We start from the raw sequence: 18,796 nt of genomic DNA, 5'->3' as shown, positions 1-18,796 counted from the left end.
TGCACCGCCCCGCGCCACCCCGCCCACCCGGCCGCCGCGGCGGTGCCCGAGCCCTCTCCTCCGCCGCGCTGCCGGCACCCCCGGCACAGCCGGACCCGCGTCCGACCGGCATCGCACCCCCGCACCGGTTCACGGCGCACGGCACCCCTCCACACCGCCGCCCCGCCCCCGCCCCCGCACCCGTCGCCCGCGGCACCGTCCCGTGGCCCGCCCCGACCCGCCGCGTCCGCCCCCGTCCCGGAGCCCGTCCGAGACGTTCCCCGGGCCCGGCCCGGACGCTCCCCCGGCCGGGCCCGGAGTGCTGCACCGGCCGGGCGGGAGGCGGCCCGTCGCTGGCCCGCCCGGCGGTGCGGGCGGGCGGCGACCGGGCTGGGGTCGTCCCGGCGGTGGGCAGGTAGCCTTGCCCCGTGCCAGCACAGCCCTCCCTCTCCGAAGTCATCGCAGCGCTCGACGACCTGTGGCCGCGCGACCGCGCCGAGCAGTGGGACGCCGTCGGCACCGTCTGCGGGGACGTGACCGACCCGGAAGCCCGCGTCGGCCGCGTCCTGTTCGCCGTCGACCCGGTCCAGGAGATCGCCGACGAGGCCGTGGCCAAGGGCGCCCAGCTCCTGGTCACCCACCACCCGCTGTATCTGCGCGGCACCACCACGGTCGCCGCCGACACCTTCAAGGGCCGCGTCGTCCACACCCTGATCCGCAACGGGGTGGCCCTGCACGTCGCCCACACCAACGCCGACACCGCCGACCCCGGGGTCTCCGACGCGCTGGCCGCCGCGCTCGGTTTGCGCGTGCTGCGTCCCCTCGTCCCGGACGCCACCGACCCGGCCGGGCGTCGCGGGCTCGGCCGGATCTGCGAACTGGACCGGCCGCTGGCCCTCGGCGACCTCGTCGAACAGGCCGCCGCCTCACTGCCCGTCACCGCACAGGGCATCCGCGCCGCGGGCGACCCGACGGCGACGGTGCGGACGGTCGCCGTGTGCGGCGGCTCGGGCGACAGCCTCTTCGACGCCGTCCGCGCGGCCGGTGTCGACGCCTACCTCACCGCAGACCTGCGCCACCACCCCGCCTCCGAGGCCCGTGAGTACTCCGGCCTCGCGCTGCTGGACGCCGCCCACTTCGCCACCGAGTGGCCCTGGTGCGAGCAGGCCGCGGCACAGCTGGACGCCGTCGCGCAGCGGAACGGCTGGGACCTGCGGACCGACGTCTCGCGCACCGTCACCGACCCGTGGACCGCGCACGCGCCCTCGCTGCCCCAGCACAGCCCGCTCGCCCCGCCGTCCACGGCCCAGCAGACCGCACTGACCGACAACGACCTCACCCCGGGAGCCCCCAACTGAACGCCGCGCCCGCCGATCAGATCCGCCTGCTCGACGTCCAGGCACTCGACACCCGCCTGTCGCAGCTCGCGCACAAGCGCAGGACCCTGCCCGAGCACGAGGAGATCCAGCGGCTGGAGACCGACCTCGCCCAGCTGCGGGATCTGCTCGTGGCCGCGCAGACCGAGGAGAGCGACACCGCCCGCGAGCAGACCAAGGCCGAACAGGACGTAGACCAGGTACGCCAGCGCGCAGCGCGCGACCAGCAGCGCCTCGACTCCGGTGCCGTGACCAACCCCAAGGACCTGGAGAACCTCCAGAGCGAGATCGCTTCCCTGGCCAAGCGGCAGGGCGATCTGGAGGACATCGTGCTGGAGGTGATGGAGCGCCGCGAGTCGGCTGCCGCGCGCGCCGCCGAACTGGGCGAGCGCGTCGAGGCGGTGGCCGCCAAGGTGCAGGACGCCACCGGCCGCCGGGACGCCGCGCTCGGCGAACTGGACGCCGAGGCCGACAGCGCCCGCAAGGAGCGCGAGACCATCGCCGCCGCCGTCCCCGCCGACCTGCTCAAGCTGTACGACAAGATCCGCGAGCGGGAGGGCGGTGTCGGCGCCGCCAAGCTCTTCCAGCGCCGCTGCGAGGGCTGCCGGCTGGAGCTGGACATCACCGGCCTCAACGAGCTGCGGGCGGCCCCCGCCGACGAGGTGGTCCGCTGCGACAACTGCCGCCGCATCCTGGTGCGCACCCCGGAGTCCGGCCTGTGAGTGATGTCCGTACCGGCCGCCGGGCCCGGGGCGGCGCTCCGGCCCCGGGCGGGGCGGTGGACGGAGGAGCGGCGTGAGCGGCAGCGTGCGCCGCACCTTCGTCGTCGAGGCCGACGGCGGGTCGCGCGGCAACCCCGGGCCGGCCGGTTACGGGGCCGTCGTCCGTGACGCCGCCACCGGCGAAACCCTGCGGGAGGCCGCGGAGTTCATCGGCCGGGCCACCAACAACGTCGCCGAGTACCGGGGTCTGCTCGCCGGGCTGCGGGCGGCCCGGGAGCTGGACCCGGACGCGGCCGTACTGGTGCGGATGGACTCCAAGCTCGTCGTGGAACAGATGTCGGGCCGCTGGAAGATCAAGCACCCCGACATGCGGCCCCTGGCGCTGGAGGCCGCCTCCGTCTTCCCGCCGGACGCCGTCACCTACGAGTGGATCCCCCGCGAGAAGAACAAGCACGCCGACCGGCTGGCCAACGAGGCGATGGACGCGGGCGGGCGCGGCGAGCAGTGGCAGGAGGGCGCCTCCACCGCCGAACCGGACGCGGGCCCCGCGCCCGCGCCGGTGGCGGCGGCCCCCGGCGCCGGCCCGGCCGCCACCGACCCGGGCCCGACGGCGCCCGCGGCCCGTGCCGGCTGGGGCCCCGACCTGGGCACCCCCACCACGTTCGTCCTGCTGCGGCACGGCGAGACGCCGCTCACGCCCGAGAAGCGGTTCTCGGGCAGCGGCGGCTCCGACCCCGACCTGTCGCCGGCTGGACGGCGACAGGCCGCCGCCGTCGCCGAGGCGCTGGCCTTGCGCGGCACGGTGCAGGCGGTCGTCGCCTCACCGCTGCGCCGCTGCCAGGAGACGGCCGCGGCGGTCGCCGGCCGGCTCGGACTCCAGGTCCGTACCGACGAGGGGCTCCGCGAGACGGACTTCGGTGCCTGGGAGGGCCTCACGTTCGCGGAGGTCCGCGAGCGGTACCCGGAGGACCTGGACGCCTGGCTCGCCTCGCCCGCCGTCCGCCCCACGGGGGGCGGCGAGTCCTTCGAGGAGGTCGCGCGGCGGGTCGCCGTCGCCAGGGACCGGCTCCTGGCCCGCTACACCGGCCGGACGGTGCTGGTCGTCACCCATGTGACGCCCGTCAAGACCCTCGTCCGGCTCGCCCTCGGCGCCCCGCCGGAGTCCCTGTTCCGGATGGAGCTGTCGGCCGCTTCCCTGTCGGCCGTCGCCTACTACGCGGACGGCAACGCCTCGCTGCGCCTGCTGAACGACACCGCGCACCTGCGCTGAGCCTGGGCGCGGGTGCGCCGGGACACCCGCGCCGAAGCCCGGCCGCGGCTGTGCCGGCACTCTCGGCGCGGCTGCGCCGGGCGGCTCACCACGGCACGGGTGTGCCGTCCCAGGAGAAGAACTCCCCGGTGGGGCCGTCGTCGGGCAGGAGGGCCAGCCGGACGGCGCCCTGTGCGGCCTCCGCCGGATCGCCGCCGGCGGCGGCCCGCGCGTTCAGATCGGTGGCCCGCAGCCCCGGGGCCAGCGCGTTGACCTTGAAACCGCCCTCGGAGAGCGTCTGCGCGTACAGGACGGTCAGGGCGTTGAGGGCGGTCTTGGACGAGCGGTACGCGGCGGCTGCGCCGCTGCCCGGCGTGAACTGGGGGTTGGGGCTCACGCTCCAGGTCAGCGATCCGGTCCCGCTGGACACATTGACGATGCGCGGGTGCGGCGACCGGCGCAGGACGGGCAGGAAGGCGTTGGTCACCGCGACCACACCGAACACGTTCGTCTCGTAGACCTGCCGGAACTCCTCGGCCGTCGCCACGTCCGGCGCGGCCGGCGAAGCACCGATGCCGGCGTTGTTGACCAGCACGTCCAGGCGGTCGACGTGCCCGGCCGCTGCGGTGATGCTGTCCTGGTCCGTCACGTCCAGGACCAGCGGGCGGGCGCCCCCGCCGATCTCCTCGGCGGCCCGCCGCCCGCGCCCGGCATCCCGGGCGCCCACGTACACGGTGAAGCCCTCCGCGACGAGCAGACGGGCGATCTGGTGGCCGATGCCCTTGTTGGCACCGGTGACGAGAGCTGTGCGATCGTTCATGACAGCGATGGTCCTGCGGCGGCGGTGGCCCTGCCAGGGATCACCTGTACCAGGCGAGGGGGCGAGCAGCATGGCGCGAGCGGAACTGGCCCGCTTCCTGCGCAGCCGCCGGGCGGGGCTGCGCCCGCACGACGTGGGTCTTTCCGCGGGCGGCCTGCGCCGGACACCGGGTCTGCGCCGCGAGGAGGTCGCGGAGCTGGCCCATGTGTCGGTCGACTACTACACCCGGCTGGAGCAGGCCAGAGGCCCCCGCCCGTCCGCGCGCGTCCTGGACGCGCTGGCCGGGGCCCTGCGGCTGACCCCGGCCGAGCGCAGCCATCTGTTCGGCCTGGCGGGCACACCGGCGCCGCCACCCGGCCCCGGCGTGGTGCGCCGGGTGCGCCCGCATGTGGCCGGGATGCTGGAGCGGCTGCCGGCGACCGGCGCCATCGTCACCGACGCCGCCTACGACGTCATCGCCTGGAACCCGCTGGCCCGCACGCTGCTCGGCGGGGACCTCGCGCAGGGCACGGTGAATCTGGCCCGGCGCCGTTTCCTGTGCCCGGAGCACCGGGAGACGATCTCCGGCGCCGAGGAGTTCGGGCGCATCGCGGTGGGGCGGCTGCGCCGGGCCGCGGACCGCTACCCGCACGATGCGCGGCTGGCCGCGCTGCTGGCCGAACTCCACGCCGGAAGCGGGGAGTTCCGCCGGCTGTGGGAGACCCGCCCGGTCCACGCCCCCGGTCACCGCACCAAGACGCTCGACCACCCGACGGCGGGCACACTGCGGCTGAACTGCGACGTGCTCCTCGTGCCCGAGGACGACCAGGAGGTCGTGCTGATCACGGCGGACCCCGGAACACCGTCCGCCCGCACCCTGGAGGAACTGGCAGCCCGCGCGGCGTGACGGCGCCGGCTAGCGGGTGGGCAGCTGGTCCGCGTAGCCGCCCTCCGTCCACACGAACCGCCGGAAGTCCTCGGGCGTCATGGTGCCCGCCCACGGCACCCCGCCGGGGCAGAAGACCGTTTCGCAGCCGTCGCAGTAGTGGGCGGGCTCCCACACGCGGGAGGCCCGCTGGTCGCCGGCCTTCTCGGCGGCGCGTTCGCGGCGGTCGCTCCGTACGACGCCGAGGGTGCCGGCGAAGCAGAGCACCGCCAGGGCTATGCCGCCGAACAAGTAGAGCGGCTTGTCCTGTTGGTGGCCCGTCCAGGCGAGGGCGACGCCGATGCCGGTGAGGACCATGCCCTCCAGGAAGTGGAGGCAGCCGTCGCCGCCCTTCTCGGGGCCTTTCGCCAGGCGGGTGGTCAGGTCTTTGCGCATGGAGCCCTTGGCGTACCGGGCTTCGGAGACCGGGCGGACCGCCGTACCGCCACATGTGGGGCAGACCGCCCCGAGTCCCCCGTGTGTCTCAGGAGTTGCCATGGAGGCAATCTACTCAGTGGACCTCACTTGAGAGGCTTCGGCCGCCAAGGCACGCACCCGGTCCCAGTCCTTGGCGGCGAGCGCGTCGGCGGGCAGCATCCAGGTGCCGCCCACGCAGGCGACGTTGGGCAGGGCGAGGTAGGACGCCGCGTTGGCGGCGGAGACCCCGCCGGTGGGGCAGAAACGGGCCCGGGGCAGGGGCGAGGCCAGCGACTTGAGGTAGGCCGTGCCGCCCGCCGCCTCGGCGGGGAAGAACTTCATCTCGTGCACGCCGCGCTCCAGCAGGGCGACGACCTCGGAGGCGGTGGAGACGCCCGGCAGATACGGCACTCCGGAGGCGCGCATGGCCTCCAGCAGGGTGTCCGTCCAGCCGGGGCTGACCAGGAAGCGGGCGCCCGCCTCCACGGCGGTCCGCACGTCGTCGCCGCTCAGCACGGTGCCGGCGCCGACGACGGCCTCCGGCACGGCGTCGGCGATGGCCCGGATCGCCGCGGGTGCCGCCGGGGTGCGCAGCGTCACCTCGATCGCGGGCAGCCCGCCGGCGACCAGCGCCCGCGCGAGGGGTACGGCGTCCTCGGCGTCGTGCAGGACGACGACGGGCAGCACAGGGGCGAGGTCGAGGACGGAGGGCGCGGGGGAGGCGGCAGGACTGCTCATGCGCGTATGCTGCCCGCCCCGCCACATCACACGCAACAGGCGTTGCACAACTTGCAACGCCACTCTCGCCTGCGCCGTCGCCGCCTGCCGTCCCCGGGTCCGCCCTGGGGCGGGCCCCGGCCGGGTGCGGCCCGCCGCCGGGCGCCGCACGTGTCGGCCCCCCAGTGCCCGGCAAGCGCGCCTCGGCCGTGGCCGTGTCGGCGCCGGGCGTTCCCGGCGCGGCGGCACCCTGCCGTGCCGGGCCGGGCCCGGCTGGTGCCCGGCGTGCCCGGCGTGCCCGGCGGGAGGTTTCCCGTGCGGTGGAACGTCCGCACGGCTGGCCGGTCGCGTATCTCGTGCGGCCCCGCGACGCCCCCCGGCGTCGCGCTCCGCCGTGGTGCCGGGCACGCCCGGTGCGGACGGCTCCGTGCTGTGCGGGGCCCGGCACGGGCGGCGCGGTGTGCCCGCCGGTTCCGCGATCCGGCGCGGTGTGCCCGCCGGGCCGGTGACCCGGCGCCGTCTTCCGGCCGGGCCTGCGGAGTGGTGCGTCACGCCTGCCCCGCGGCACCGGTGCCGGGCCTCCGCGGCGTCGGCGGGGACGCCGGGCACGCCCGTACGGCGCCGGCCCCGCCCGTGCAGGGCCCGGCGCCGGGCGCCGCCGGTTCAGTGGGCCCCGCCGGGCGGGGCTACAGCTCTGTGACCACCACGTCGAGTGCCGTCGGGCCCTTCGCGCTGTCGGCGTCGTCGCCCTCCACGACGTACCCGAGTTCCCGCAGCGTTGCGGCCAGCTCGCCGGGGGTCGCGGGTTCGGCGTCCGATTCCAGCAGGGCCCGCAGCAGGCGGCCCTTGGTGGCCTTGTTGAAGTGGCTGACGACGGACCGCTTCTCCACGCCGTCCACCACCTTCGACTGGAGCACCCGCACGGTCGCCGTGCGCCGGGCCGTGGGGCCCTTCGGCTTCCACATGGCCGCGTACGCCGATGAGCGCAGGTCCAGGACCAGCCCGTCGCCCGCCGCCTCGGGCAGTACGGACTCCAGCGGGCCCCGCCAGTAGCGGCCCAGCGGTCCGGCGCCGGGCAGCTTCACCCCGCCGGAGAGCCGGTAGGAGGGGATGGGGTCCTCGATGCCGACGGCACCCCACAGCCCGGAGAAGACCAGCAGTTGCCTCGCGGCCCGGCGCCGGGCGGCCGGACCGAGGGAGGCCAGGTCCAGCGCGTCGTAGAGCACGCCGGTGTAGATCTGGCCGGCGGGCCGGGTGGGCGCCTCACGCAGGCCGGCGTTCTTGGTGACCTCGCCGCGCAGCCCCTGGCTGAGCCCCAGCACCTCGCGTGCCTTCTCCTCGTCGGCGCGGCAGAGGGTCACCAGCTCGTCCAGCACCGCCTCCCGGGCCGGGTTCAGCCCGGGGAGCGAGAGCGAGTCCAGGTCCAGCGGGCGGCCCTGCCCGCCCTCGGCCTTCCCCTCGGACGGCGGCAACAGCACGAGCACGGCTCTTCTCCTGTCTTGCGGCACCCCGGCCGGGGCCGGGGGAGTACGGCGACGGTGCGACCGCCAGCGTACGGGCCGCCGGGCGGGCCGGCTCACGGCCCGCCGGGCTCAGAGGGCCTGCGGGAAGCAGAAGACCCGGTCGGGGTCGTACCTGGCCTTGACGGCGGCGAGCCGGCCGGCGTTGGCGCCGTAGTAGGCGTGCCGCCAGTCGCGCAGTGCCGGGTCGGGGCAGTTCTGGTAGGCGTGGCCGCCGGCCCAGGGGCGGAGCGCGGCGTGGGTGGCGTCGAGCCAGCCGCGGTAGCCGGCCACCTGTTCGGCCCCGGCGGCGTCGGGCCAGTGGATGAGGTAGCGGGCCAGGAAGCGGGCGCCGCGGTGGGGGAAGGCGGTGGCGTCGGCGCGTGGCCGGTTGACGGCGCCGCCCAGCGCGTCCAGCGCGACACTGCCGGCTCCGCCGCCGCGCAGCCCGGACAGCCGCTCGACGCGGGTGAGAAGCGTCCTTATGCCCGCCGGCGGCAGCGGCCGGACGTAGAAGTCGGACCGTACGGCGTACGACTCGCGGGGCACCCGGCCGCGTCTGGTCCGGCCCGGCAGGGTGCCGCGCTGGTGCGCCTGGGCCAGGGTCCAGCCGGAGACGCCGCCCATCACCTTCATCGCGTCCAGGTAGGAGTGCCGCCGCAGGGCGAGGTCGCAGGAGCTCTCGCCGATCCGGCCGGCCAGCCGGTCGAGGTGGTTCTCCACCTCGCGGCGGGCCCCCAGGGACAGACCGCTCATCCGTACGCTGCCGGGCCGGCCGCCGGCCGGTGCCGACAGATGCAGGCTGGTGCCCATTTCCTCCGGGGCGACGGGGGCCCAGCGTTGCCACTCGCGTACCACGCCCGCGGCCCGTTCCCAGGGCCAGCTGAGGAAGAACGTCTGGCAGGAGGGCGCCACCTGGGTGCGGAAGTCGAGCGCGGTCACCACGCCGAACTGTCCGCCGCCGGCGCCGCGCAGCGCCCAGAACAGGTCCGTCTCGCTGTCCTCGGCGACCCGGCGGAGGCGGCCGTCGGCGGTGACGACGGTGGCACCGGTGAGGCTGTCGCAGCTGAGCCCGTAGGCGCGGGAGACGGGCCCGATGCCGCCACCGAGCGTCAGCCCGGAGATGCCGACGGTGGGGGCGGCGGCGGCCGGAATCGTCCGTTTGTGCGGGGTCAACTGGGCGTGGACGTCGATGAGTTTCGCGCCGGCCCCCACGGTGGCGGACCGCCCGGCGGGGCGCACCTCGGCCATCCGCTGGACGTCGATGACCAGCCGGCCGGTGCCGGTGGACCAGCCGGCGGCGGAGTGGCCGCCGCTGCGGACGGCCACGGGAATCCCGTACCGGCGGGCGAAGGCGAGGCACTCGGCGATGTCGCCGGGCCCCGCGCAGTAGGCGACGGCGGCCGGGCGCACCCCGTCGAACCGGGGGTTGGCGAGTTTGCGGGCCGCGGTGAAGTCCCGGTCACCGGGCCGCAGCAGCGTGCCCTCCAGCCCGGCGCCCAGCGCCGTCCAGGCGCTCGCGGGCTGCTGCGCGTCGAGCGCCGTGCGGTGGGTCATCCCCGTCGCCCCCCAGTGCGGTGCCGGTCACCGACGAAGATCATTTTTGCGCAGGGCGGTGGGGGACTGTGCGGTGGGGGCATGCGGGAAGCCAACCAGCAGACGCGGGCAGCCGCCAGCCGATTGTGGTTACAGTCGGCGGCATGACTGATGTGACGGGATTTTCCGCACGGGGAGACGTCCGGCCGCCCAGGACGGCGGGCGGCGAGAAGGAGACCCTCGTGGCCTTCCTCGGCTATCTGCGCGAAGCCGTCGTCGCCAAGGCGGCCGGTCTGAGCGACGAGGTGGGCCTGACCCCCGGGGTGCCCTCCGGCACCAGCCTGCTCGGCCTGGTCAAGCATCTGACACGGGTGGAGCACAACTGGTTCGTATGGGCGTACGCGGGCCGCGGCGGCGAACGCCCCCTCGACGACGACGAGCCGCCCGCGGCGGGCGAGACGGCACAGACGCTGATCGCCGCCTACCGGGAGGCGGTCCGTGCCTCCGACGAGATCATCGCCGCCTGCGACGACCTGGGCCGCCCCGGCGCCCGCGCGCTCGGCGGCACCGAACCGCCGACACTGCGCTGGATCCTCGTCCACATGATCGAGGAGACGGGCCGGCACGCCGGACACGCCGACATCCTGCGCGAGCAGACCGACGGCGCCACCGGCCGCTGACCCGGCCACCCGTCAGAACGATCCGAACGCGGGCCTGCCCGCCGGGACGTAGGTCTGCGCCACCACGCCCGAGGACAGGGCGTCGCATTCCGTCAGGCGCAGCGCCGCCGGCCCGGTTCCCCCCGCGAACAGCCGGCGGCCCGCGTCGAGCACGACCGGGTGGACCAGCAGCCGGTACTCGTCGATCAGACCGTCGTCCATCAGCGAGCGGGCCAGCACCCCGCTGCCGTGGATCTGGAGTTCGTCGCCCGGCCGCTCCTTCAGCTCCCGTACGGCGTCGGCCACCTCGCCGCGCAGCACCGTGCTGTGCTGCCAGTCCGCGTGCGTCAGGGTGGTCGAGGCGACGTACTTGGGCAGCCCGTTCAGCCTGTCCGCGATCACCGGTTCCGTCTCGTCGCCGACGTGCGGCCAGTACCCGGCGAAGATCTCGTAGGTGTGCCGCCCCAGCAGGAAGCCGCCCGCGCGGGTGAACCAGCGGGTGATGCGCTCGCCCACCTCCTCGTCGGCGTAGGGGACCACCCAGCCGCCGAGGGCGAACCCGTCGCGGCGGTCCTCCCCGGGGCCTCCGGGGCCCTGCATCACGCCGTCGAGCGACAGCATCGTCGTCAGTGTCAGCCGCATCCGCCCGTTCCTTCGTGAGAGACCGCCCGTGTGAGGGGTGCGCCGTGCGGCTCCGCACACGGCGCGGCTCCGGTCCCTTCTCGGGATACGGACCGGAGCCTTGGGCGGACATCATCGCCGTGCGGCGCGGCGCCTCACGAGACCGGCGCGCCCTCTTCCGCCGGCAGGGTGTCCATGAAGGAGCTGACGGAGAAGACCGCGCGGCCCGCGCCCGCCGGACCGTATCCGGGCGGGGAGGACAGCCCGTGCCGCTGCATCGCGCTGCGGTAGGCGTCCAGCAGCCGGATGTGGTACTCCAGCGGGGCGCCCAGCGGGTTGGTCTTGCCCAGCGGCGTCGTCGGCTCCGGGCACCAGGTGGTGAAGCGCGGGGTGATGCCGTGCGACATGAAGAAGTCGAGCCCCTCGGTGGTGGAGGCGATGGCCTCGTCCACGGTGCCGAAACCGTACGGGGCGGCCATCTCGACACCCGCGACGAAGTTCGGGATCACGTTGCGCGGCCCGAACACCTCCGCCGAGTCGAGGATGCGGCGGTGCCACTCCTCCCGGCCCACGTACCGCTCCTTGCCGGGGCAGTACAGCTCGAACAGCCGCTTGTCCCACACCTCGAAGTTGGGGTGGTAGATGCTGATGCCGTAGTCGTGGAAGCGCTGCACGTCCTCCTTGGGCAGCGCCTGCGCGACGACCTTGCCGGTCCAGCGGCCCGGGAAGCGCTCCTCGATGGCCTTCGCGTACTGCCCGTAGAAGTCGGCCTCGTCCTTGCCCTGCACCCGCGAGGTGATCGAGCCGCCGGTGAGGGTGTAGGCCCGCGAGGCGCCGAGCGTGTCGTGGTCGGAGATGATCTGGAGGGCCTCCAGCACCTCCTCGACCGGCTTGACACCCGTGTACGGGCGCCCGGCCGCCTTGTGCTGGCGCCAGTTGTGGTTGATGTCGCAGTACTGGCACTCCTCCTTGGCGCCGAAGTACTGGCACACCCGGAAGACCGTCAGATAGATCAGGTAGCCCCACTGGATGGTGGGCGCCACCTCCATCACGGACTTCCCGTTGGCGAGCGCGTGCCGGTAGTAGTCCGGCATCGGCGGCAGACCGACGTCCGCGATCCGCTCGCCCTCCAGGTAGAGGCCGAGCGAACCGTCCTCGCCCGCCTGCACCCGGTAGGGCGAGTCCGGGTTCACCCGTACGGAGACGACGGTACGGCGCAGCTCCCAGGGGCCGCCCGTCAGGACGACCTCCTCCGGCGGGCGGCGCAGCGCGGCCTCGCCCAGCTCGGGAAGGGTGCGGTGGTCGAAGGAGAAGATGAAGTACGACTTCGGCTTGACCTCGCCGGTGGCCTCGTCGGTGGTGTCGCTCAGGGCCGAGTCGTCGAAGGCCATCCCGCCGCGCAGCAGGTCCTCCTTCAGCACCGCCTCCCGCGGAATGTGCGGGAAGCGCTCCATCAGATCCTCGACCAGAGCGGTCCGATTGCCTTGCTCCTGCTCGTGCTGCGGGGGCCGGCCCGACGGCAGGCGGGACGGCATCGGCAGGGGAGTGGGCGTTGGCATGTGCGATCAGGCTCCTCACTTCACGGCCCGGGGGGGCTCACCCGACGGTACTCCCGCGTCCGAATCGGCCGCACACCTGCCCTCTTGGTTGGTACGCCCGGCCGCCCGGAGCCGCCGCCCGCCGCCGCGCGCTACGTGCCCGTCGCCGGCAGGTCCCACACCTCGGGCCCGCCGCCCCGCCACTCGATCAGACAGGGGTCGTCGAGCTGGATCTCGGCGGGGTCGAGACCCGCCCGGCGCAGGAACTCGATGACGTCCTCGGGGCGGTGGGCGACCCCGAGGCTTTCCGTGTGAGCGGTCACTCTCCGCCCTCCCGCGGGGGACGGAGGGTGCACGACTATGGGTGGGGTCATACTTCCAGCCTGCAACCTCGGCCCACGGCACGCACCCGGCCGCCCCCCGCCGGCCGCCGGGCGCAGCAGGCCCGAAAACCGGTTGGTGCGCCCCGTACCCCGCGCCTACAGTGCGCCCCATGTCCGCCTGCTGTTGCGCCTGCGCGTGCTGCGCCTGCGCCGCCTGCGCCGCGTTCACGCGGCTCCGCCGCCCCTAGCGGCGGCCCTCCTCCACGGAAAACCGCCGCCCCAGCGTGTCCACGCCGGGCGGTCCCCTTGTGCTGCCCGGCTCCCCACGAAGCAGCGGAGAGCCCGTGCCCAGGCACACCCACACCCACCGCGACCACTCCACCCCTCGCACCTCCCACCCCGACGAGCCCGCCCGCGGCGGGGCCCACGGCCCCGGCACGCCCCGCACACCGCGCCGGAGGGGCGCCGGCCCCGGCGACCGGCCAGGCGGCCGGCCCGGCGGAAGGGACGCCGAGCGCGGCCGGAACGCCATTGGCACGCCGCCCGGCGGCGCATGGGGAGGGCGGCACGAACTGGGCCAGAACTTCCTCACCGACCCGGCGACGATCCGCACCTTCGTCTCCCTCGTGGCCCGCACCCGCGGAGCCGTGGTCGAGATCGGCGGCGGCGACGGCGCCCTCACCCTGCCCCTGGAGAGGCTCGGCCGGCCGCTCACCGTGCTGGAGGTGGACGCCCGCACCGCCGAGCGGCTCGACCGCCGTACGGCCGCCTCCACCACCGTCCTCCGCGCCGACTTCCTGCGCTGGAAGGCCCCGGCCGGTCCGTATGTGCTCTGCGGCAACCTCCCCTTCCACCGCACCACCGCGATGCTCCGCCGCATCCTGCACGGCACCGGCTGGACGGACGCCGTACTGCTCGTCCAGTGGGAGGTCGCCCGCCGCCGCGCGGGGGTGGGCGGCGCCACGATGATGACCGCCCAGTGGTGGCCCTGGTACGACTTCCGGCTTGCCGGACGGGTACCGGCGACGGCCTTCCGGCCCCGCCCGGGGGTGGACGGCGGTCTGCTGACGGTCACCCGCCGCACCGAGCCCCTGCTGGCACCCGCGCACCGTCAGCGGTACCAGGACCTCGTGCACCGGGTCTTCACCGGCCGGGGCCGGGGCCTGGCCGAGACCCTTCCCCTCGCCGTCCGGGGTCTGTCCCGGCAGCGGGCCGCTCGCTGGCTGCGGCAGCAGGGCCTGCGCCCGGCCGCCCTGCCGAAGTCCCTGACAGCCGGACAGTGGGCGGACCTGTACCGCCTCGCACACGACACCGACTGACGGCCGCCCGCCGGTCCGTCCGCCGGGCCGCCGCCGCTGGGCTGCCGGCCGGTCCGGCGCCGGCCCGTTCGCCGGGCCGCACGGCGGGGGCCGCGCCCGGTGCGGGAGGGGGTACCAGGGGCCGGGCCTCGGGGCGCGGCGGCCCCCGCCGGCTTGCCGGGCGGGCGGGGGCCGGTGTCAGTGGGCGGTGCCAGACTCGTTCCGTCCGTAACCACCATGCTGGCTGCGTGTGGACGGAAGGCCCCGCCGACAGCGCGGCGGGGCCGCTCGGACGGGTGCCCTCACCCGCGACGGTCGCCCGTGACGGGGACCCGGGCCGCCGGGCGCCGGCGCGCGGGCACGGTGCCGCCGCCGCCCGCCGGGCGCTGCCTGCCGTCGAGTTCCAGGGCCAGCGGTGTGGCGGTGAACACCGACGAGTAGGTGCCCACCAGCAGACCGATGAGCAGGGCGAGGGCGAAGTCCGTGAGGGAGTCGCCGCCCAGCAGCGCCAGCGCCGCAAGGATGAAGACCGCCCCCAGGCCCGTGTTGACGGTGCGCGGCACGGTCTGGAGGATCGCCTGGTTGGCGAGCTGCGGCAGCGGTGTGCCGCGGTGCCGCCCCACCAGTTCCCGCACCCGGTCGAAGACGACGATGGAGTCGTTGACGGAGTAGCCGATGACGGTCAGCAGCGCGGCCAGGAACACCCCGTCGATCGGTTTGCCCAGCCAGGCGAAGACCCCCACGAGGATGATCACGTCGTGGATCATCGCCACCACCGCGGCCGTTCCCAGTACCCAGCGGAACCGCGCGGCCAGATAGAGCAGCTGGGTGCCCAGCGCCACGCCGAGGGCGATGAGCGCGCCGCGTCGCAGCTCTTCGCCGAGGCTGGGCCCGACCACCTCGTCCCGGAGTTTCTCCGCCCCGCCGGCCACGTCGTCCACCGTGCGGGTGACCTTGGTCTCCTCGGAGTCGGTCAGCCGGTCCGTGCGCACCGTCAGTCCGCCGTCGCCGGAGGACTGGACGACCGCACGGGGGAAGCCGGCGTCGGCGAGGGCGGCGCGGGCCTTCTCCGGGTCGACGCTCTCGGTGGTGGTGTACTCGATGAGACGGCCGCCGGTGAACTCGACACCGAAGTCGAGGCCGCGCACGAACAGGCCCGAACCGGCCAGGACGAGGGCGACGAGGGAGCCGGCCAGCCACCGCCGCGGCCGGCGCATCAACTGCGGGTCGCGGCGCAGCAGCCGCTCGCGCACCACACCGATGCCCGCGATGCCGGAGATGTGGGGCCGCCGTCGTACGAAGCGGCGGGCCGCGGCGTACTCGGCCAGTACGCGGGTGATGACCAGGGCGCTGACCATGGAGGCCAGCACGCCGATGCCCAGGGTGACGCCGAAGCCCCGTACCGGCCCGGAGGCCAGGAAGAACAGCAGGCCGGCGGCGATGAGCGTGGTGATGTTGGAGTCGGCGATGGCGCTCAGGGCGTTGCGGAACCCGGCGACCAGGGACACCCGGGCGCTGGCCCGCTGCTGTTTGGCGTACTCCTCCCGGGCCCGTTCGAAGACGAGCACGTTGGCGTCCACGGCCATCCCGATGGCCAGTACGAACCCGGCCAGCCCCGGCAGGGTCAAGGTGGCGCCGAGCGCGGCCAGCGCCGCGTAGGACAGCAGCCCGTAGCAGCCCAGCGCGACCACGGCGAGGGCGCCCATCAGCCGGTAGACGACGAGGACGAACAGCGCGGTCAGGCCCGTGCCGATGACGGCGGCCCAGGCGCTGGCCTCGATGGCCTCGGCACCCAGGGTGGGGCCGACCGTGCGCTGTTCGACGGTCTCGACCGGCACGGGCAGGGCGCCGCCGTTGATGAGCAGGGACAGTTCGCGGGCCTCGGCGTCGCTGAACCGGCCGGTGATCTCGGTGGAGCCGCCGGTGATGCCGGTACGGCAGGCGACCGACGGATCGATCTGCGGCGAGGAGATGATCTTGTCGTCGAGGACGATCGCCACCCGCCGGGCCGGATCGCCCGGGGGCCGGCAGGCCGCCTCGCCGGTCAGCTTCGCCCAGCCGGAGCTGCCGCCCTTCTTGAAGTCGACGGTCACGTGCCAGCCGGAGCCGCGCTGCTGGTCCAGCCGGGCGTCGGCGCCCTTGACGTCGTTGCCGGTCAGCGAGGCGGGGGCCAGCCGCAGCCGGTCGCCCGACTCGTCCTTGAGCACCCGCTCCTTGTCCGGCCCGTCGTTGGCGCTGTCCTTTGTGCCGTCCTTGCCGGGTTTCTCCTTGGAGCCGTCATCGGAACCGTCCTTGGCGGAGTCGTCCCTTCCGGAACCCTCCTCGGCGGAGTCGTCCTTGGTTGAGCCCTTGGTGCCGTTCTCGGCGGAGCCCTTGCCGGTGTCCTTCTCCGTGTCGGGACCGGCGGGGCCGAGCACCTTGTGGAAGGTGAGCTGCGCGGTGCGGCCCAGGACCTCGGCCGCCTCCTTCGGGTCCTGCACGCCGGGCAGCTCGACGATGATCCGGTTGTCGCCGGACCGGTTGATGGTCGGTTCGGCCACGCCGAGGGCGTCGATACGACCGCGCAGCACCTCGACGGTGCGGTCGGTGGCGGCGCCGTCGGCCTTGGTCGTGGACGTGGACCGGGTCTCCAGCACGATCTGCGTACCGCCCCGCAGATCGAGCCCGAGACGGACCGGTGTGGTCAAAGTGATGAACACCGACAGCGCCACGGTGGCCAGGGCCACCAGCGCCCGCACCCGCGAGGCACGCGAGGAACGCGGGGGTCGGGAGGAACGTGGGGACGGGGATGCCGGGGAACGCGATGAACGCGTCACGGAGCCTCCAAGCAGGCATACCGCAGCGGGCCGCGGCAGGGCGTGCCGCGGCGGGGCAGCGGAAGGGGAAAAGAAGAGAAGAAAAGGGAAGTCAGCTGCTCGGAGGCGGTGGCGGACCCCGCCCGTGGTGGGCGGCGGCATGCTCGGCGGACGCCGCCCGCGGCGCCCCGGCCGGCGGCGCGTCACCCGCGCCGGGCCGCGGAAGCAGCGCGGCCTGCGCAGCGCCGGCCGGCAACGGGGGCGACCCCAGCCGTTTGCCGGCGGTCTCGGAGTGCGTTCGGGCGACCGCGAGATGTGCGGTCAGCCGGCCGTCGTCGGCCTGTGGCGCGTCGTCACCGTGCGCCGCGACCGTCGCGGCGGCCGGCGCCCCGGTGACGGCCGTCGGCGTCTCGTCGGGTGCCGCGCCGGCGAAGAACGCCACCAGCGCGGCGAACAGGACGAGGAGAGCCGCGGCCGGGTGCGGCCGGCCCCGGCGCGGGGCGGTGTACGACGGCGGAGCCATTCCCGCCCCCTCTCCGGATCTCGGTGCGATGTGCCGACGGTCCCGGCGTGATGTGCCGACGGCCTGCCAACGAACGGTCAGGGCTCGATGAGCCCGGCCCGGATGGCGTACCGGGTCAGCTCCAGCCGGTCCCGCAGCCCCAGCTTGTGCAGCAGATTGGCCCGGTGCCGCTGCACAGTCTTGACGCTGATGACGAGGATGTCGGCGATCTCCTTGGAGGAGTGTCCCTCGGCGACCAGTTTGAGGACCTCCTCCTCACGGGCCGTCAGCACCTGGTCGGGCACCTCGTCGCCGTGCCGCACCCGGTCCAGATAGTTGCGGATGAGGGCCGTGACCGCGCCGGGGTAGACGAACGGCTCGTCCCGCATCGCGGCCCGGCAGGCGGCCACCAGATCCCGGTCGGCGACGGACTTGAGGACGTAACCGGACGCCCCCGACTTCAACGCCTGGAAAAAATACTGCTCGTTGTCGTGCATCGACAGCATCAGGATGCGCACCTGCGGCTTGAGCGCCGAGAGTTCACGCGCCGCCTGGAGCCCCGTCATCCGCGGCATGGCCACGTCCAGCACCGCCAGGTCGATCTCGTGGGTGCGGGCCAGCGCGACGGCCTCCGCGCCCTCGCCCGCCTCTGCGACGACCTGGAGATCGGGCTCGCCGTCCAGGATGAGCCGCACACCGCGGCGCACCAGGGCGTGGTCGTCGGCCAGCAGGATGCGGATGGGGGTGTCAGTCATGTTCGGGACGCTTCCGGGAGACGGGAACGGTCAGCCGGATCTCGGTGCCGGCCTGCGGGGCGGGGGAGATGTCCAGATCGGCACCGATCAGCAGGGCCCGCTCCCGCATGCCGCGGATACCGGCGCCCTCCTTGGCCAGGCCCGGGCCGCGTCCGTCGTCCGTGACGGTCAGCACCACCGTGTCGTCCGCCGGCCACAGGCTCAGCTCCACACGGTCGGCCTCGGCGTGCCGGGCCACGTTGGTGAGCCCCTCCTGGGCGATGCGGTAGAGCACCAGCTCCGTCTCCTGCTCCAGGGGCGGCAGCCGGGGCGAGAGGCGACGGCGGACGTCCAGCCCCGTATGGGTGGCGAAATCGGTCGCCAACGAGGTCAGGGCACTGATGAGCCCCAGGTCCTCCAGTACACCGGGGCGCAGCCGCCGGGCCACCCTGCGGACCTCCTCCAGGCTCTCGCGGGTGGTCTCCTGCGCCTGCTGCAACTCGCCCTTGAGCGGCTCCTCGGCCCGGTCGGCGGCGCGTTTGAGCTCCAGCAGCACGGCGGTCATGCTCTGCCCCACCTCGTCGTGGAGTTCCTGGGCGATCCGGCGCCGCTCGGCCTCCTGGGCGAGCAGGGCGCGGGCACTGCTGGTGGCCCGTTCGGTCTCCAGCCGCTCCAGCATGGCGTTGAACGCGCGGATCAGCTCGGCGACACCGCCGTGCCCGTCCACGGGCAGCCGCTGGCCGGGGCGCAGCAGATCGACGGTGGCCATCAGCCGGGTGAGCCGCTCCAGCGGGGCCAGACCGATCCGCAGCAGCGCCGCGTTCGCGACCAGCATCACCGCCAGCCCCCCGACCAGGATGACCGCCTCGGTCAGCACCACCGGCACGGAGACGGTCACCGGAGCCCACAGCAGCAGCGCCGTGGCGGTGCCGAGCACCACGGCGTTGAGCCCGAAGATCCGCCAGAACAGGGACACCGGTGTCGCGCCTCCTTCATCCGTACGCCCCTACTATCGGCCACCGCCGTCGCGGTCCGGGCAGCGGCAGGCGGTCCGGCCCGCGCCGTCGGTACCGGGCACGCACCCGCGCGGGCCTGCGACGACGGTGC

The 18,796-nt window shown here is 74.8% G+C and carries 18 protein-coding genes; 6 read left to right on the top strand and 12 right to left on the bottom strand.

Features of this window, described 5'->3' with window-relative positions:
- Positions 1-407: 407 nt before the first annotated feature.
- From IO40_RS0105175 to IO40_RS0105165, 3 genes are all read left to right on the top strand, one after another.
- Positions 408-1,337, top strand: coding sequence for a Nif3-like dinuclear metal center hexameric protein (locus tag IO40_RS0105175; protein WP_031174941.1), 930 nt, complete (start codon positions 408-410; stop codon positions 1,335-1,337).
- On the top strand, positions 1,226-2,077 hold the full coding sequence (locus tag IO40_RS0105170) for a zinc ribbon domain-containing protein (protein ID WP_078616312.1): 852 nt from the start codon (positions 1,226-1,228) through the stop codon (positions 2,075-2,077). The genes IO40_RS0105175 and IO40_RS0105170 overlap by 112 nt, the downstream gene beginning before the upstream one ends.
- A gap of 85 nt (positions 2,078-2,162) precedes the next feature.
- Positions 2,163-3,347 (top strand): bifunctional RNase H/acid phosphatase, encoded by a 1,185-nt coding sequence (locus tag IO40_RS0105165; RefSeq protein WP_030407467.1) that lies wholly within the window; start codon positions 2,163-2,165, stop codon positions 3,345-3,347.
- Between the two features lie 85 nt (positions 3,348-3,432).
- Here the strand turns inward: IO40_RS0105165 and IO40_RS0105160 are convergent, their stop codons facing one another.
- Positions 3,433-4,146 (bottom strand): SDR family oxidoreductase, encoded by a 714-nt coding sequence (locus tag IO40_RS0105160; protein WP_016468718.1) that lies wholly within the window; start codon positions 4,144-4,146, stop codon positions 3,433-3,435.
- A 70-nt stretch (positions 4,147-4,216) separates the two neighbouring features.
- Between IO40_RS0105160 and IO40_RS0105155 the strand changes: the two genes are divergently transcribed.
- A complete protein-coding gene (locus IO40_RS0105155; protein WP_016468717.1) occupies positions 4,217-5,032 on the top strand; it encodes a helix-turn-helix transcriptional regulator in 816 nt (271 codons plus the stop codon).
- Between the two features lie 9 nt (positions 5,033-5,041).
- On the opposite strand, the gene IO40_RS0105150 is transcribed toward IO40_RS0105155, so the two are convergent.
- The 4 genes from IO40_RS0105150 to IO40_RS0105135 form a co-directional block, all read right to left on the bottom strand.
- Positions 5,042-5,548 (bottom strand): hypothetical protein, encoded by a 507-nt coding sequence (locus IO40_RS0105150; protein ID WP_016468716.1) that lies wholly within the window; start codon positions 5,546-5,548, stop codon positions 5,042-5,044.
- Between the two features lie 9 nt (positions 5,549-5,557).
- Positions 5,558-6,205 carry a bifunctional 4-hydroxy-2-oxoglutarate aldolase/2-dehydro-3-deoxy-phosphogluconate aldolase gene (eda, locus tag IO40_RS0105145; protein ID WP_016468715.1) on the bottom strand — a complete coding sequence of 216 codons (648 nt, stop codon included), beginning with the start codon at positions 6,203-6,205 and terminating at the stop codon, positions 5,558-5,560.
- A 665-nt stretch (positions 6,206-6,870) separates the two neighbouring features.
- Positions 6,871-7,668 (bottom strand): peroxide stress protein YaaA, encoded by a 798-nt coding sequence (gene yaaA, locus IO40_RS0105140; protein WP_016468714.1) that lies wholly within the window; start codon positions 7,666-7,668, stop codon positions 6,871-6,873.
- 108 nt (positions 7,669-7,776) lie between these two features.
- Positions 7,777-9,240 carry an FAD-binding oxidoreductase gene (locus IO40_RS0105135; protein ID WP_016468713.1) on the bottom strand — a complete coding sequence of 488 codons (1,464 nt, stop codon included), beginning with the start codon at positions 9,238-9,240 and terminating at the stop codon, positions 7,777-7,779.
- 143 nt (positions 9,241-9,383) lie between these two features.
- Between IO40_RS0105135 and IO40_RS0105130 the strand changes: the two genes are divergently transcribed.
- Complete coding sequence (locus IO40_RS0105130) at positions 9,384-9,899, top strand: DinB family protein (RefSeq protein ID WP_041968625.1); 516 nt, start codon at positions 9,384-9,386, stop codon at positions 9,897-9,899.
- A 12-nt stretch (positions 9,900-9,911) separates the two neighbouring features.
- Here IO40_RS0105130 and IO40_RS0105125 read toward each other — a convergent pair whose 3' ends face one another.
- The 3 genes from IO40_RS0105125 to IO40_RS37915 form a co-directional block, all read right to left on the bottom strand.
- Positions 9,912-10,520 carry a dihydrofolate reductase family protein gene (locus IO40_RS0105125; protein ID WP_031174940.1) on the bottom strand — a complete coding sequence of 203 codons (609 nt, stop codon included), beginning with the start codon at positions 10,518-10,520 and terminating at the stop codon, positions 9,912-9,914.
- 134 nt (positions 10,521-10,654) lie between these two features.
- Complete coding sequence (locus tag IO40_RS0105120; protein ID WP_041968626.1) at positions 10,655-12,034, bottom strand: radical SAM protein; 1,380 nt, start codon at positions 12,032-12,034, stop codon at positions 10,655-10,657.
- A 155-nt stretch (positions 12,035-12,189) separates the two neighbouring features.
- Entirely contained in the window at positions 12,190-12,360 is a 171-nt protein-coding gene (locus tag IO40_RS37915; protein ID WP_016468709.1) for a hypothetical protein, read from the bottom strand.
- Between the two features lie 530 nt (positions 12,361-12,890).
- On the opposite strand from IO40_RS37915, the gene erm reads away from it, so the two are divergent.
- A complete protein-coding gene (erm, locus tag IO40_RS0105110) occupies positions 12,891-13,679 on the top strand; it encodes a 23S ribosomal RNA methyltransferase Erm (protein ID WP_033229895.1) in 789 nt (262 codons plus the stop codon).
- 281 nt (positions 13,680-13,960) lie between these two features.
- On the opposite strand, the gene secD is transcribed toward erm, so the two are convergent.
- From secD to IO40_RS0105090, 4 genes are all read right to left on the bottom strand, one after another.
- On the bottom strand, positions 13,961-16,387 hold the full coding sequence (secD, locus tag IO40_RS0105105) for a protein translocase subunit SecD (RefSeq protein ID WP_418952597.1): 2,427 nt from the start codon (positions 16,385-16,387) through the stop codon (positions 13,961-13,963).
- A gap of 178 nt (positions 16,388-16,565) precedes the next feature.
- Positions 16,566-16,976 (bottom strand): hypothetical protein, encoded by a 411-nt coding sequence (locus IO40_RS0105100; protein WP_016468706.1) that lies wholly within the window; start codon positions 16,974-16,976, stop codon positions 16,566-16,568.
- Positions 16,977-17,053: 77 nt separating this feature from the next.
- On the bottom strand, positions 17,054-17,710 hold the full coding sequence (locus IO40_RS0105095; protein WP_016468705.1) for a response regulator: 657 nt from the start codon (positions 17,708-17,710) through the stop codon (positions 17,054-17,056).
- Complete coding sequence (locus IO40_RS0105090; RefSeq protein ID WP_016468704.1) at positions 17,703-18,665, bottom strand: HAMP domain-containing sensor histidine kinase; 963 nt, start codon at positions 18,663-18,665, stop codon at positions 17,703-17,705. Before IO40_RS0105090 ends, IO40_RS0105095 begins: the two co-directional genes overlap by 8 nt.
- Positions 18,666-18,796 lie beyond the last annotated feature (131 nt).

Source organism: Streptomyces albus subsp. albus, assembly GCF_000725885.1.
Taxonomy (GTDB): domain Bacteria; phylum Actinomycetota; class Actinomycetes; order Streptomycetales; family Streptomycetaceae; genus Streptomyces; species Streptomyces albus.
The sequence above is the reverse complement of the archived record's forward strand: the minus strand, read 5'-3'. Positions and strand labels throughout refer to the sequence as shown.

Excerpts from the sequence above, each read along its gene's own strand:
- IO40_RS0105125 (WP_031174940.1), bottom strand. The coding sequence starts at position 10,520 with ATGCGGCTGACACTGACGACGATGCTGTCGCTCGACGGCGTGATGCAG.
- IO40_RS0105120 (WP_041968626.1), bottom strand. The coding sequence starts at position 12,034 with ATGCCGTCCCGCCTGCCGTCGGGCCGGCCCCCGCAGCACGAGCAGGAG.
- IO40_RS0105150 (WP_016468716.1), bottom strand. The coding sequence starts at position 5,548 with ATGGCAACTCCTGAGACACACGGGGGACTCGGGGCGGTCTGCCCCACA.
- IO40_RS0105160 (WP_016468718.1), bottom strand. The coding sequence starts at position 4,146 with ATGAACGATCGCACAGCTCTCGTCACCGGTGCCAACAAGGGCATCGGC.
- IO40_RS0105100 (WP_016468706.1), bottom strand. The coding sequence starts at position 16,976 with ATGGCTCCGCCGTCGTACACCGCCCCGCGCCGGGGCCGGCCGCACCCG.
- eda (WP_016468715.1), bottom strand. The coding sequence starts at position 6,205 with ATGAGCAGTCCTGCCGCCTCCCCCGCGCCCTCCGTCCTCGACCTCGCC.
- IO40_RS0105130 (WP_041968625.1), top strand. The coding sequence starts at position 9,384 with ATGACTGATGTGACGGGATTTTCCGCACGGGGAGACGTCCGGCCGCCC.
- IO40_RS0105155 (WP_016468717.1), top strand. The coding sequence starts at position 4,217 with ATGGCGCGAGCGGAACTGGCCCGCTTCCTGCGCAGCCGCCGGGCGGGG.
- IO40_RS0105135 (WP_016468713.1), bottom strand. The coding sequence starts at position 9,240 with ATGACCCACCGCACGGCGCTCGACGCGCAGCAGCCCGCGAGCGCCTGG.
- IO40_RS0105095 (WP_016468705.1), bottom strand. The coding sequence starts at position 17,710 with ATGACTGACACCCCCATCCGCATCCTGCTGGCCGACGACCACGCCCTG.